Source organism: Sutcliffiella horikoshii, assembly GCF_019931755.1.
Lineage (GTDB): Bacteria > Bacillota > Bacilli > Bacillales > Bacillaceae_I > Sutcliffiella_A > Sutcliffiella_A horikoshii_E.
In genome coordinates, this window is record NZ_CP082918.1 from 435,792 (window position 1) to 449,124 (window position 13,333).

The 13,333-nt window shown below is 46.7% G+C and carries 13 protein-coding genes and 1 other annotated feature; of the genes, 12 read left to right on the forward strand and 1 reads right to left on the reverse strand.

From position 1 onward, the window contains the following. The first annotated feature begins 7 nt into the window (after nucleotides 1–7). The 9 genes from sat to K7887_RS02320 all read left to right on the forward strand — a co-directional run bounded on the left by sat (nucleotide 8) and on the right by K7887_RS02320 (nucleotide 8,883). Nucleotides 8–1,159: a sulfate adenylyltransferase gene (gene sat / locus K7887_RS02280; protein WP_223491980.1), complete on the forward strand. Its 1,152-nt coding sequence runs from the start codon at nucleotides 8–10 to the stop codon at nucleotides 1,157–1,159. Nucleotides 1,160–1,174: 15 nt separating this feature from the next. Continuing rightward, on the forward strand, nucleotides 1,175–1,777 hold the full coding sequence (gene cysC, locus K7887_RS02285) for an adenylyl-sulfate kinase (protein WP_223491981.1): 603 nt from the start codon (nucleotides 1,175–1,177) through the stop codon (nucleotides 1,775–1,777). A 15-nt stretch (nucleotides 1,778–1,792) separates the two neighbouring features. Next, nucleotides 1,793–3,424, forward strand: a complete 1,632-nt coding sequence (locus K7887_RS02290) for a nitrite/sulfite reductase (protein ID WP_223491982.1) — start codon at nucleotides 1,793–1,795, stop codon at nucleotides 3,422–3,424. After that, nucleotides 3,408–3,626 carry a DUF3906 family protein gene (locus K7887_RS02295; protein ID WP_010191873.1) on the forward strand — a complete coding sequence of 73 codons (219 nt, stop codon included), beginning with the start codon at nucleotides 3,408–3,410 and terminating at the stop codon, nucleotides 3,624–3,626. Before K7887_RS02290 ends, K7887_RS02295 begins: the two co-directional genes overlap by 17 nt. Nucleotides 3,627–3,629: 3 nt before the next feature. Then, entirely contained in the window at nucleotides 3,630–4,406 is a 777-nt protein-coding gene (cobA, locus tag K7887_RS02300; protein WP_223491983.1) for a uroporphyrinogen-III C-methyltransferase, read from the forward strand. 15 nt (nucleotides 4,407–4,421) lie between these two features. Continuing rightward, nucleotides 4,422–5,180 carry a sirohydrochlorin chelatase gene (locus K7887_RS02305; RefSeq protein ID WP_223491984.1) on the forward strand — a complete coding sequence of 253 codons (759 nt, stop codon included), beginning with the start codon at nucleotides 4,422–4,424 and terminating at the stop codon, nucleotides 5,178–5,180. Then, nucleotides 5,161–5,784 (forward strand): precorrin-2 dehydrogenase/sirohydrochlorin ferrochelatase family protein, encoded by a 624-nt coding sequence (locus K7887_RS02310; RefSeq protein ID WP_223491985.1) that lies wholly within the window; start codon nucleotides 5,161–5,163, stop codon nucleotides 5,782–5,784. Before K7887_RS02305 ends, K7887_RS02310 begins: the two co-directional genes overlap by 20 nt. Nucleotides 5,785–5,926: 142 nt before the next feature. Beyond that, nucleotides 5,927–6,129 (forward strand) — a binding site (T-box leader). Between the two features lie 135 nt (nucleotides 6,130–6,264). After that, nucleotides 6,265–7,698 (forward strand): proline--tRNA ligase, encoded by a 1,434-nt coding sequence (gene proS / locus K7887_RS02315; protein WP_223491986.1) that lies wholly within the window; start codon nucleotides 6,265–6,267, stop codon nucleotides 7,696–7,698. 21 nt (nucleotides 7,699–7,719) lie between these two features. Further along, nucleotides 7,720–8,883 carry a MalY/PatB family protein gene (locus K7887_RS02320; RefSeq protein ID WP_223491987.1) on the forward strand — a complete coding sequence of 388 codons (1,164 nt, stop codon included), beginning with the start codon at nucleotides 7,720–7,722 and terminating at the stop codon, nucleotides 8,881–8,883. A 252-nt stretch (nucleotides 8,884–9,135) separates the two neighbouring features. On the opposite strand, the gene K7887_RS02325 is transcribed toward K7887_RS02320, so the two are convergent. Beyond that, on the reverse strand, nucleotides 9,136–10,053 hold the full coding sequence (locus K7887_RS02325; protein WP_223491988.1) for a ketopantoate reductase family protein: 918 nt from the start codon (nucleotides 10,051–10,053) through the stop codon (nucleotides 9,136–9,138). Nucleotides 10,054–10,280: 227 nt separating this feature from the next. On the opposite strand from K7887_RS02325, the gene K7887_RS02330 reads away from it, so the two are divergent. The 3 genes from K7887_RS02330 to K7887_RS02340 all read left to right on the forward strand — a co-directional run bounded on the left by K7887_RS02330 (nucleotide 10,281) and on the right by K7887_RS02340 (nucleotide 13,315). Beyond that, on the forward strand, nucleotides 10,281–11,042 hold the full coding sequence (locus K7887_RS02330) for a class I SAM-dependent methyltransferase (RefSeq protein WP_223491989.1): 762 nt from the start codon (nucleotides 10,281–10,283) through the stop codon (nucleotides 11,040–11,042). Nucleotides 11,043–11,333: 291 nt separating this feature from the next. Then, a complete protein-coding gene (locus tag K7887_RS02335; protein ID WP_223491990.1) occupies nucleotides 11,334–12,353 on the forward strand; it encodes a serine hydrolase domain-containing protein in 1,020 nt (339 codons plus the stop codon). Between the two features lie 335 nt (nucleotides 12,354–12,688). Beyond that, nucleotides 12,689–13,315 carry a flavodoxin family protein gene (locus K7887_RS02340; protein ID WP_223491991.1) on the forward strand — a complete coding sequence of 209 codons (627 nt, stop codon included), beginning with the start codon at nucleotides 12,689–12,691 and terminating at the stop codon, nucleotides 13,313–13,315. Nucleotides 13,316–13,333: the final 18 nt, after the last annotated feature.

Genomic DNA, 13,333 nt, shown 5'->3' on the forward strand with positions numbered 1-13,333 from the left:
ACAAACAATGACTCTACCAAAACCACACGGCGGCACACTGGTGCAGGCCTACCAACCAAACTATGACACAACAAATCTTACAAAAGAAATCGAAATAGACGCGATCGCACTTAGCGACCTGGAACTCATCGGAGTCGGACTCTTCAGTCCGCTCACAGGATTCCTCACAAAATCCGACTACGAATCTGTCGTTGAAAACCTGCGACTGGCAAACGGCACCATCTGGGCGGTTCCTGTCACGCTGCCAGTTACCAAAGAAGTGGCAAAAAACCTAACAAAAGGGGAGACCTACAAGTTGACCCATCAGCAAACCACTTACGGGGTCATCACGGTAAAGGAATGGTATGAGCCGGATCTTCACAAAGAGGCGCGCGAAGTCTATAAAACGGAAGAGCTTGCACACCCCGGGGTCAAACGTCTATTCGAAAGGGGCGACATTTACGTCGCGGGGAAAGTCAAACTAACGAAAAAACCAAACAAAGGTGTAGCCCAGGATGTCTGGCTCGAACCGAAAGAAACGCGTGAACTTTTCCAACAAAAAGGATGGAAAACGGTCGTTGGCTTCCAAACGAGAAATCCTGTCCACCGCGCTCATGAATACATTCAAAAAGCTGCGCTTGAAACGGTGGATGGACTATTCCTCAATCCACTGGTGGGAGAGACAAAATCGGATGATATTCCGGCGGATGTCCGCCTTAGAAGTTACCGCGTACTCTTAGAAAACTACTATCCAAGAGACCGTGTCCAGCTTGCAGTCTATCCAGCCGCCATGCGCTATGCCGGTCCGAGGGAAGCGATTTTTCACGCCATCGCGAGAAAGAATTTTGGCTGCACTCACTTCATTGTCGGGCGCGATCACGCGGGGGTTGGTGACTATTACGGAACCTATGATGCGCAACATATCTTCCTTCAGTTCACAGAAGAGGAGCTTGGCATCAAGCCATTATTTTTCGAGCATAGCTTTTATTGCAATAAATGCGAGGGCATGGCCTCTGATAAAACATGCCCGCATCCTAAGGAAGACAGGGTTATTTTATCCGGGACGAAGGTGAGGGAACTGCTGCGAGCTGGGGAGTTACCACCGTCCACCTTCAGCCGAAAAGAAGTCATCGAAGTCTTGATTGACGGGCTAAAGCAACAAAAAACAGCTGCTGTATAAAGGGGGAAATGAAAATTGAGTACAAAAGCAACCAACATCACTTGGCATGAACAGGCCATCACTAAAGAGGAGCGCCGTGCACAAAACGGGCATGGCAGCTGCGTCCTCTGGTTCACCGGGCTATCGGGATCCGGTAAATCTACCATCGCGAACGCCGTGTCTACAGAATTATACCGCCAAAGCATTAATGAGTATGTGTTGGACGGTGACAATGTCCGTCACGGACTCAACAAGGATCTTGGTTTTTCGGAAAAGGACCGCAACGAAAACATCCGACGCATTGGGGAAGTGGCAAAATTGTTTGTCGACAGTGGAAAGATTGTCACCACCGCGTTTATCTCGCCGTTCCAGAACGACAGGGATCAGGTTAGGGCTCTTTTCGAGGAAGGTGAATTCATCGAAGTGTTCGTGGACTGTCCGTTAGAAGAATGTGAAAAGAGAGATCCGAAACAATTGTACAAAAAAGCTAGGCGAGGAGAGATAAAGGATTTCACCGGCATTGATTCACCTTACGAGAAGCCGCCACAAGCTGAAATCACGATTGCATCCGGCACACAGACGGTGGAGGAAGCGGTCAGCAAGATACTTCAATACTTAAGAAACCAAAAAATCATTTAAAAGGGGGCTGTACTTATGGCATACGTTAAACACTGGGCCGACAACGAAAAGATCAACAAGACAGAGAAAGCAAAACTGGAGAAGGATGGCTTGCGGATTCTCGATGATATTCCGCATTACGCAAAGAATGGATTCGAATCTATCCCTAAGGAACAATGGGACCTGTTCAAGTGGGCAGGGCTTTATCTGCAACGTCCGAAAGAAGATGGATACTTCATGATGAGGGTCAATGTTCCGTCTGGCATCCTCACCAAGCCTCAGGTGGAAACGCTCGCAGGCATCGCGCGCGATTATGGCCGTGGCGTTTTTGACATCACCACACGGCAGGCGATTCAATTTCACTGGCTCGAAATCGAGCAGATCCCGGACATTTTCAACCGTCTCGATGCAGTGGGACTTTCGAGTGCAGGGGCGTGCGGAGACATCACCCGGACCATTGTAGGCAATCCGATTGCAGGCTTAGATCCTGACGAGCTTTTTGACACAACGGCGATTGTAAAAGAGGTCTATGATTTCTTTCAGAAGAATGAGGACTTCTCCAACTTGCCGCGAAAATACAAAATGTCCATCAGTGCCAATACGAAAAATGCATCCAACGCCGAAATCAACTGTGTTTCATTTACACCTGCGACAAAAACGATAGATGGTGTCACAAAAAGTGGCTTCCACCTGAAAGTCGGCGGCGGGCTTTCCTCCAGACCGTTTCTGGCTGAGACCATCGATGTGTTTGTGGAACCGGAACGAACGCTTGAAGTCGCGATTGCTGTCACGACAATTTTCCGTGATTTTGGATACCGGGAAAAGCGACATCTTGCACGCTTGAAATTTTTAATAGCCGATTGGGGACCGGAAAAGTTCAAGGAGAAGCTGCTAGAGTACACCGGTCCGCTACCCTCCAAAGGCGATGAGCCAAAAGAGGAGTGGAATGCTGGTTACTTTTACGGAATCCATGACCAAAAGCAAGATGGCTTGAAGTTCCTCGGCTTCAATGTACCGGTCGGGCGCTTGGATTCGGAAGAAGTTTTCGAGCTTGCGAGAATTTCAGGAAAGTACGGAAACGGGGAAATCAGAACCTGTAACTCTCAGAATCTCATCATTCCGAACATCCCGGCTGAAAACGTGGAAGCACTCTTGAAAGAACCGATTTTTGAGCGCATCTCCATTAATCCGAACTCTTTTCTCGGGCATGCGGTTTCTTGCACTGGTATCGAGTACTGCAACCTGGCATTGGTGGAAACGAAGGAACGTATGCGACTTATCGCAGAGGAACTTGATCAGCGCATCAGCTTGGATGTCCCGATCCGCACGCATATGGTCGGTTGCCCGAATTCCTGCGGTCAGCGCCAGATTGCCGACATTGGCCTTCAGGGGATGAAGATGCGAAATGAGCAAAAAGAGATGGTCGAAGCCTATGAGATATATGTTGGCGGGACCTTGAATAAAGGTGGCAAGTTCAATGAGAAGCTGAAGGGGAAAGTGGCGGCAGAGGAATTGACGGATGTCCTTGAGGAGCTATTAATCTACTTCCGCGACCAGAAAACAAAAGGGGAATCCTTCTTCGATTTTGTTGGACGCGTGGGAGTCTCTACTTTGCAGGGCGTGTTAGATACTATTTTAGGAAAAGAAACCGATGGCGTATCTATATAGATTTGATGTAACGATAGAGGCCAAGGAAATTGTATCCGTCATCTTTGCCGAGAACGATGAAGCAGCTTTTGAGCACCTTGATGTGGAGCTTGAGAAATTTTATCTGAAAGAGCCTGAAGTGAAAGAAGTTATTTTGCGGGAGAAAAAGCGCCTTGGAAAAAAGAGTGGCTATATTTTAGATCCAGAAGAGAAAGGGTGGTAGCGCATGACCGGAAAAGTATATTTGGTGGGAGCAGGTCCCGGGGATCCCGATTTGATTACAGTGAAGGGGTTGCGCCTACTCGAGCAGGCGGATGTCATCCTTTATGACCGCCTGGTGAACCCCGAACTACTAAACTATGCAAAAAAAGAGGCGCAGCTTGTCTACTGCGGGAAGCTGCCTCATTACCATACGATGAAGCAAGAGACTATCAATCATTTTCTCGTAAAATATGCGAAAAAAGGTTTGCAGGTCGTGCGTTTGAAGGGGGGCGACCCGTTTGTTTTCGGACGTGGCGGCGAGGAGGCAGAGGAATGCTTTAAACAGGATGTTCCTTTTGAAGTCATCCCGGGAATAACCGCTGGGATTGGAGCGGCTGCTTACGCCGGCATTCCTGTCACCCACAGGACCTTGAGCAAAAGTTTCGCATTTGTCACCGGTCACCAGGCAGGCGACAAGGAAGCCGAGCATCAATGGGCAAATCTCGCACATGCGGTGGATACGATCTGTGTGTACATGGGGGTTTCCCAGCTGCCAAATATACTTAAACGTCTGCAGGAGAACGGGAAGTCTTCTAAAACACCGATTGCCCTTGTCCATTGGGGAACGTTACAGGAGCAACGGACTGTCGTGGGAACACTTGCCAACATCGAGCGAAAAGTGAAGGATGCCAACATCTCCAATCCAAGCATGATTGTGATTGGGGAAGTGGTGAAGCTTCATGAAAAACTGCACTGGTTCGAGGAGGAGGTCGCGCCACACTTGCCGGTGGTGCACGGATAGAAGGGAGCGGGTTTTGTGACGAAAGCCATTTTATATGTAGGGCACGGAACGCGGTCGAAAAAAGGATCGGAGGAAGCGAAAGAATTTTTGGGGCGGGTCATTGGTAGAGTGGATGCACCAATTCAGGAAATTAGTTTTCTTGAACTGACGGAGCCGTTTATCCCGGAAGGATTCGAACGTTGTGTGGAAAAAGGAGCAACCGAGATCACCGTCGTCCCCATCTTTCTTTTAACAGCAGGACATATAAAAGAGGACATTCCAGAAGCGCTCGCGCCACTGCGGGTGAAATATCCGGAGTTACGTGTGGAGATTGCCCCGGCCTTTGGGGTGCAGGAGCGGATTGTGGATGCGATAAGTGAATTGGTAGTGGCGACTGTTGGAAAGGTGGATGCTGCAGATTCTGTATTGTTGGTCGGCAGGGGGAGCAGTGATCCTGCTATTCATGAGGCTTTTTCCGATATAAAAAATGGCGTTGGTGAGCGGCTTGGTGTGTCGAGAGTAGATGTCTGCTATTTGGCGGCCACCACACCATTATTCGCTGAGGGCATAGAGGAGATTAGTGTTGGTGCAGTGGGACGGGTGTTGGTGGTGCCTTATTTATTGTTCGCTGGTTTGTTGTTAAGTGAAGTCGAGCGGGAGGTCCGGAAGAGGCGAAGGTCCGGACAAGATATTTTGTTAATGGAGCCGTTGAGCCGTCACGGGGTAATCCAGGATATTGTGGTGGAGCGGGCTTTGGGGAAGGAGGATTGGAGAGTTGCAACCGTTAATCATTGATTTGAAAGGGAAGAAAGTTGTAATCGCAGGCGGTGGGAGAATTGCTGCGCGTAAAGCGAAGGTTTTGGATGCCGAGCAGGCGGACATCACGTTTATCGCACCTGAATTTTCGGAGGAAGTGCTGGAGTTGTCTGTGTTAAGAGGCTACCGGTTGGTGGAGCGAGGAGCGGTGGCAGGGGATTTTGCAGAGGCATTCTTGACCATTTTGGCTACGAACAACAGAGAGGTGAACGCCTCTTTAGTTCGCGGGTTGCATGAGTCACAGCTCGTTTGCGTGGTAGACGAGTCAGGGGAAGGTAACGTCACATTCCCGGCAACCGTGAGGCGTGGAAATCTGCAGATTGCCGTGACTTCTAACGGTTCCAGTCCCAAGCTGACCCGCAAATTGAAAAGAGAACTAGAGGAACAGTTTGATTTTTCCTGGATTTCTTATACTGAGTTTCTGGCGGAATATCGGGAGGTGGTGAAGCGGCTGCCGTTGTCTTTTGAAGAAAAAGGGGAGTTGTTGTGGGAGATATTGGAGGATAGGTATCGGTTGGATGAAGAGGCTAGGGGGGAGAAACTGGGGGAATTGTTGCGGTTGAAGGAAAGGTTAATATCATAGCAGTTGGTGAAAGGCGTGCGTACTTGTCGGATTGTACGGGCGTTTTTTTTGTGTGGACATACGTTTAAGAATCAAAAACCCACCCATACTAGTAAAATAATAGATTGACAAATTTTCCAACAAACCTATATAATCTTCTCAATATCAAACGTCGAAGAGGACCAGTAAAATGATTTTGTCTATCCAAGAGAGGGTGCCGAGTGGTGAGAGGCAGCCATAGATGAGCATTTGAACCTGCCTCAGAGTTCTGCATCAGAAACGGTGCAGCGGTTCAAAACCGTTACCATGAAAGAGAGTGAAGCTTTGCTTTGAATAAGGGTGGTACCGCCAGAAATGGTCCCTTATTTATAGCGGGGCTTTTTTTATTTAGCTGGAAAATGGGTTTGGCATCAACTCGCCTAATTTTGGCATGAACTCGGGCCATTTCCGCACGAACTCACTTCATTTCCGCACGAACTTTATAAAAAGGAGCAAACTCACATGTCTAATAAAAATTTCGTAGAAAAAATCACCAAAATGGACGAAGACTTCGCGCAATGGTACACAGATGTTGTCACCAAAGCTGAACTTGTCGACTATTCCAGCGTTCGCGGCAGCATGATCATCCGCCCATACGGCTACGCACTATGGGAAAACATCAAAGACGCGCTCGACAAACGGATCAAAGAAACCGGCCACGAAAATGTCTACATGCCACTGTTCATTCCAGAGAGCCTCCTCCAAAAGGAAAAGGACCACATCGAAGGCTTTGCACCGGAAGTGGCTTGGGTCACCCACGGCGGCGACGAAAAGCTCCAAGAACGCTTAGTCGTCCGTCCAACATCGGAAGTGCTTTTCGGCGAGCACTACAAAAATATCATCCATTCTTACCGCGACCTGCCAAAGCTTTACAACCAATGGGCAAACGTCGTTCGTTGGGAAAAGACAACCAGACCGTTTCTGAGAACACTCGAATTCCTCTGGCAAGAAGGGCACACGTGTCACGAAACAGACGAACAGGCGCACGAGGAAACCGTAAAAATGCTCAATGTTTATGCGGAAATCTGTGAGGACATCTTGGCCATCCCTGTCATCAAAGGTCAGAAAACGGAAAAAGAAAAATTTGCTGGAGCCAAATACACCTACACGATTGAAAGCCTGATGCATGACGGGAAAGCATTGCAATCGGCCACCTCTCATCATCTCGGGGACGGTTTTGCCAAAGCATTCGGCATTCAATTCTTAAACCGTGAAGGCAAGCAGGAATATGTTCAGCAAACTTCTTGGGGCTTCACTACCCGTATCATCGGAGCCATGATCATGGTCCACGGCGATGACCGAGGTCTTGTCGTACCTCCTAGAATTGCACCAACACAGGTCATGATTGTCCCAATCGCTCAGCACAAAGAGGGAGTCCTTGATTTTGCCTATGATTTAAAAGAAAAGCTAGCCACATCACTTCGCGTCGGGATTGACGCCAGCGACAAAAAGCCTGGCTGGAAGTTCAACGAGTACGAAATGAAGGGCATTCCACTAAGACTGGAAGCGGGCCCACGAGATATTGAACAACAGCAAGTTGTGCTTGTCCGCCGTGACACCGGGGACAAACTGATCACACCTATGGAAGGATTGGAAGCTAAAATCGTAGAAATCCTCGAAGACATCCAGAAAAACCTTTTAGAAAAAGCTCGTTCTCACCGTGAATCGAAAACGAGTGTGGCCACGACTTTCGAAGCCTTTAAAGAACAAATTGAAGAAAAAGGCGGCTTCATCAAAGCGATGTGGTGTGGCGATCAAGCGTGCGAAGACAAGATAAAAGAAGAAACAAGCGCCACTTCCCGTTGTATGCCTTTTGAACAAGAAAAGGTAGCAGAATCTTGTGTATGCTGCGGAAAAGAAGCGAAACATATGGTATATTGGGCTAAAGCATACTAGACCGAGTAAGGGGAGAAAGCCATGCAACTGGAAAAATTCATCGACCGCAGAAAAACGCATTCCGTCAAATGGTTCATCGAAGATCAAGATATCATCCCGCTTTGCATCGCAGATATGGATTTTCAGGTTTCCGAAGAGATTGTCCATGCCATCAGCCAAAAAGCCACGCACGGTATCTACGGCTACAGTACGTTTTGCGCACGCTATTACGACGCTGTTGAATACTGGTGGAAAACGCAGTACGACTGGGAGCTGAAGCAGGAATGGATCTCGTTCAGCCCCGGCATTATCCCCGGGATGAACCTTTTGCTCAAGGCTTTGACTCAACCAGGTGATTCAGTTATTGTGCAGGACCCTGTGTATTATCCTTTCTTTTCTACGATCCAAACACAAGGCTGCACCATCTTGCACAATTCCCTCCTCTATTCCGAGGACGGCTATAAAATGGATTTTGATGACTTTGAAGAAAAGGCATCGCAGCCCAATACGAAGGTGTTCATCCTCTGCAGCCCGCATAATCCAGTTGGAAGAGTGTGGACTCGTGAAGAGTTACGTAAGATTGGAGAGATTTGTGATAAGCATGGAGTAGTGGTCATCTCAGACGAAATGCATGGCGACCTCACCTACCCTGGACACAAGCATATTCCATTTGCAAAAGTGCATCCGGATCATCTGGATTTTTCCATCACCTGCGCCGCGCCGAGCAAGACGTTCAATATCGCAGGAATGCAAAGCTCTATTTTCATCATTCCGAACATGGACATTAAAGAGAAATACGAAACGCTGTTGACTGGATTCGGCCTGATGCGCCCCAACGCGTTTGCGGTAGAAGGAACCATCGCCGCCTACTATAAAGGGTTGCCGTGGCTGCAAGAGGTGAAGGAATATTTGAATGCTAACTTGGAGTATGTCTGCACCTATTTAGCAGAACATATTCCTTCTATAAAAGTAGTGAAACCAGAAGCAACCCATCTTATCTGGTTGGACTGTCGCGAACTTGGAATTGCTGCTGAAGAATTGCATACCTTCTTTTTGGAAAAAGCGGGAGTCCGCCTAGACGAAGGAATGAAATTCGGCGCAGGAGGACAAGGGTTTGAACGTATAAATATCGCCTGTCCACGTGAGGTGCTGACGGAAGCGCTATTGAGGATTAAGGCCGCTATAAAAGAGATGGAGAACTGCTGACGCTAACGTGTCGGCAGTTTTTTTGGAGATGAAGACCTCTGGAGTGGAATTTTTGGATGAGAGAGGTCTTCATCGGCGTTATGAAGATCTATGTGCCAAGAAATTTGAGCGAGGGAGGTCTTCATAGGCGTTATGAAGACCTCTAGGCCAAGTAATCCAACCGGGAGAGGTCTTCATCTATCATAAAACTTCATCTATAAAAACAGAAAAAGCTTAAAGCCCAAACGACCCTAAGCTTTCCAATGCATAACCCTATCGTCTTTGCCCCGCATAGATCCGCAAGTTGGCATAAATCTTTTCCAAAGTTGGAGCCGCTATCCCTTTCTCTTTGGCAATCCCAAGCAGATAGCCATAAAAATGATCAGCCTCTACAGACAATCCTTTTTCCATGTCACGCTGCATCGACGATTTCATCCCTGCTTCGATGGAATGAAGCTTATCCCAGTTTCCACCCACAATATTATTTGCAAGCGGAGCATCTACACTTTTCATAATGCCAGCAGCTTCCTCCAAAGTCAGTTTGATGGTATCCGCACCAAACTCATCCTCCCGAATCGGGCCGATTGGGGAACGGAACAATGTCGTGACCCCTGCCAAGGTGGCGATGAATAGGTACTTATGCCACATCGCTTGATGGATGTTCTCGGATAGGAAAAAGTTGGCTTTGGTGCCACCGAAAGCTTTAACGAGCTTCTCAACCCGTCCTGACTTTCCACCATCTAGTTCACCGAAAACAAGATCATGAATGGTACTCGTCTGTATGATCGCACCCTGTTCATCCAAGGTAGATTCAACAAAGCAAAGTCCACCAATCACGTTTGACTCGTTGATGGCCGCACTTAATTTTTCCATATGTGCTATCCCGTTTAGTAATGGGACAATGATCGTGTCCGGTCCGACATAACTTCTGAAGTCCTCTACCGCAGAGTCCAAATGATAGGCTTTCATCGATAATAAAATGACGTCATACTGTTCCGCCTTTTCTCCACTAACCAGTAGCTTTGGTTTTAGTGTGATATCACCATGAGCGCTTTTGATGACAAGACCGGTCTCTTCCAGTTGCTTTTTCCGCTTCTCCCGCACAAGGAACGTTACATCCTCACCTTTTTCCAATAAACGTCCGCCAAAATATCCACCAACGGCACCCGCACCGACAACGAGTATCTTCACCTGCGATCCCTCCTTGTTATGTATGGCTTCATTGTAACAGGTTTGGAGAAAAATTTGGCAAGGAATGCATTTGTCTCACTTAGTTCAAAAATTTGGTATATTAAAAGAAAAGAAAAATAGGAGACCACACAATGAATCTACTGGAACACAACATATAAAACCGCATTCGCGGACCTCCAAGCCTATCAGGCACAGCTACTGAATTTTAAAAAATGGAGGGTAACTATATGAAAACTGATCAACTTTTTCAACTCTATTTAAAAGAGGCAGAAACCGATTTTTCCGGATGGGATTTTTCCCACATAACTGAAACTGGCCGTCTTGCATCAGGTATGCTTTCCTGGTCATATGGCAGCATGGCGAAAACCTTTATGGCAGACGCCACTTCCATCCTCGACATGGGAACAGGTGGAGGAGAGCTGCTCTCCAAGTTGCAGCCATTTCCGCAATCTGTTTGTGCAACCGAGGGATACAAACCTAACTATCCTATTGCAAAAGAAAGACTGGAACCACTCGGTGTACAGGTGGTAGAAGTGGAGTCGGACAACCTACTGTCTTTTCCAGACAAGCACTTTGACCTGATTATCAACAAACACGAGGAGTACGATCCGAGCGAGGTTAAAAGAGTTCTGCAAGAGGGGGGAACTTTTTTGACCCAGCAAGTCGGCTGGAGCGACTGCCAAGACATCAACCGACTACTTGGTGCTCCGATTAATGAAGAGTATGCGCATTGGAATCTTGAATTTGCAAAAAAACAATTGGAAGAACACGATTTCATGGTTCTTCTCAGTAAACAGGAATTCCCGCTGCAGCGCTTTTACGATATCGGTGCACTTATCTACTATTTGAAGGCTATTCCGTGGCAGGTGGTAGATTTCAGTGTGGAAGATTACCTGGATCCCTTGTATGAGCTTCATCTGAAAATAAAGCGGGAAGGGTATTTGGATATCAGGCAGGACCGGTTTTTATTGAAGGCGGTAGGAAAATAACAAGGTAATATAGGGTTTGTCGAACTGTGTCGTTTGGCATGTATTGTATTATCTTTGGATTGTATTTTGGTAGAAACGGACAGTAAATACTTGGACTTGGATGGTATTTGCCGCAGTTCCGACAGTAAATGTCTCTGTTTGGACAGTAAGCGGATAAATCTCTCCGTAATGATGCGAAAGTTACCACCTTAATTGCCTAAATAGTGTGATAATATAGTTATTGAGTCCTTAACCGCATATATATTGTCACCCGTCCCCCGAGTCAAAAGGATATAAAGGGGTTTAATCTCAGTGAAATTGAAAAACGTAGATTTAGAAACAATCTTAGCTGACAAGGCAAAGGAAATAGACTTTTCAGGTGTTGTTCATGTGGAGAACCGCACTGGAATGATCCATGCCAGTGCCCATGGCTTCTCCAACCGGTCAGAGTCCATTCCCAACACGATCAATACCAGATTTGGAATTGCTTCAGGCTGCAAGCTTTTCACGGCGATAGGTATATGTCAGTTGGTAGAGAATGGATCCATAGCGTTCCATTCCAAACTAAGCAATTTGTTAGATCATTCTTTCCCTCATTTTGGTGGAGAGGTTACGGTCCACCATCTGTTGACACACTCATCTGGTATTCCTGATTATTTTGACGAGGAAGTTATGGATGATTTTGAAGAGCTTTGGGTGAAAAATCCAATGTATCATATGAAGAGGTTGGAGGATTTCCTCCCGTTGTTCCAGGATCAACAGATGAAATTCAACCCTGGTGAAAAATTCCACTACAATAATGCCGGCTATATAGTATTGGGGTTAATCATTGAAAAGGTAGCGGGAACTCCTTTTTCTGATTATGTGGAGGAGTACATCTTCAAGCCGGCACGAATGCAAGACTCTGGTTACTTCTCTTTAGATTGTCTGCCTGCTAAGACGGCACTTGGGTATATCGATAAAGAAGATGGTTCCTGGAAAACCAACAGCTACTCCATCCCGATAAAAGGCGGGGCTGATGGTGGAGCCTATGTTACGGCAGGGGACATGGCGAAACTTTGGCAGTCCCTAATGAACGGAGAGCTAGTAAACAAAGAAATGCTCACTAAAATGACGACACCATGGATTCAAACGGATAACGGTTACTATGGATATGGAATTTGGATCGAGAAAGCCGAAGACAAAATAGTAAAATATCATGTGATGGGCTATGATCCGGGCGTAAGCTTTGCGTCTGGTTATTACGCGGATTCAGAAATGATTGTTGTAATCCCGTCCAATAAGGAAAGAGGTCCGCACAAGCTGATGTACTTGCTTGAGGACCATATTTAAATAAGGAGGGAGGCATACCTGTTAGTTGCGGGTATGTCTTTTTTAATATTTCTAAGTGTCGATTTTTGTCGAATGACGGTTATTTAGGCAAAAGTAGTGGATAAAATGAAAAAGTCGCGGATAAATCTAAAAGTTGTTGGATAAATGTAAAGATTACCTTGAAATTCTCATATGTATGGCTGTACAACCTCAAAACTCTCTGTGTCCCTCCCACCCTTCACAATCTCTTAACCAAAACATCACCTAACAAATCTATCTTTTTACGTTTCAATTTCCTTTAATAGGGTAAAGAGTAATATTTTCAACTCACTCAACCAAAAGGAGGAACACCCCACATGACAAAAGCACTTTTCCTTAATTGTTCACTCAAATCTTCCAACGAAGAATCTAATACAGAAGCACTGATGAAAGAGGTCATCAAGCATTTCAACAGAGAATACGTAGAATCCGAAATCGTGAGGATAGCAGATTACAACATAAAATTCGGTGTCAGCGAGGATGAGGGCTATGGCGATGAGTGGCCGGAAGTGTTCAACAAGGTGATGCGTGCGGACATCATCATCATTGGAACACCGCTGTGGATCGGTGAGAAGAGCAGTGTCGCGACGATGGTGATGGAGCGGCTTTATGGCGGAAGTGGACTAACGAATGATAAAGGGCAATATATTTACTATAACAAGGTGGGAGGTGTGGTCATAACAGGAAACGAGGACGGCGCGAAGCATGCGGCATCATCCATTCTTTACGGATTGACGCATATGGGCTTTACGATTCCGCCGAATGTGGATACATACTGGGTTGGCGAAGCGGGACCGGGATCGTCGTATATGGAAGCGGAAGGACATAAAAATGATTTCACGATGGAGCATGCCAAGATCATGGCCTATAACCTGATGCATTTCGCCAATATGCTAAAAGAAAATCCAATCCCTGCAGAGGGTAATGTAGTCGAACAAAGCTAGAATCCAATAAAAGGGGCG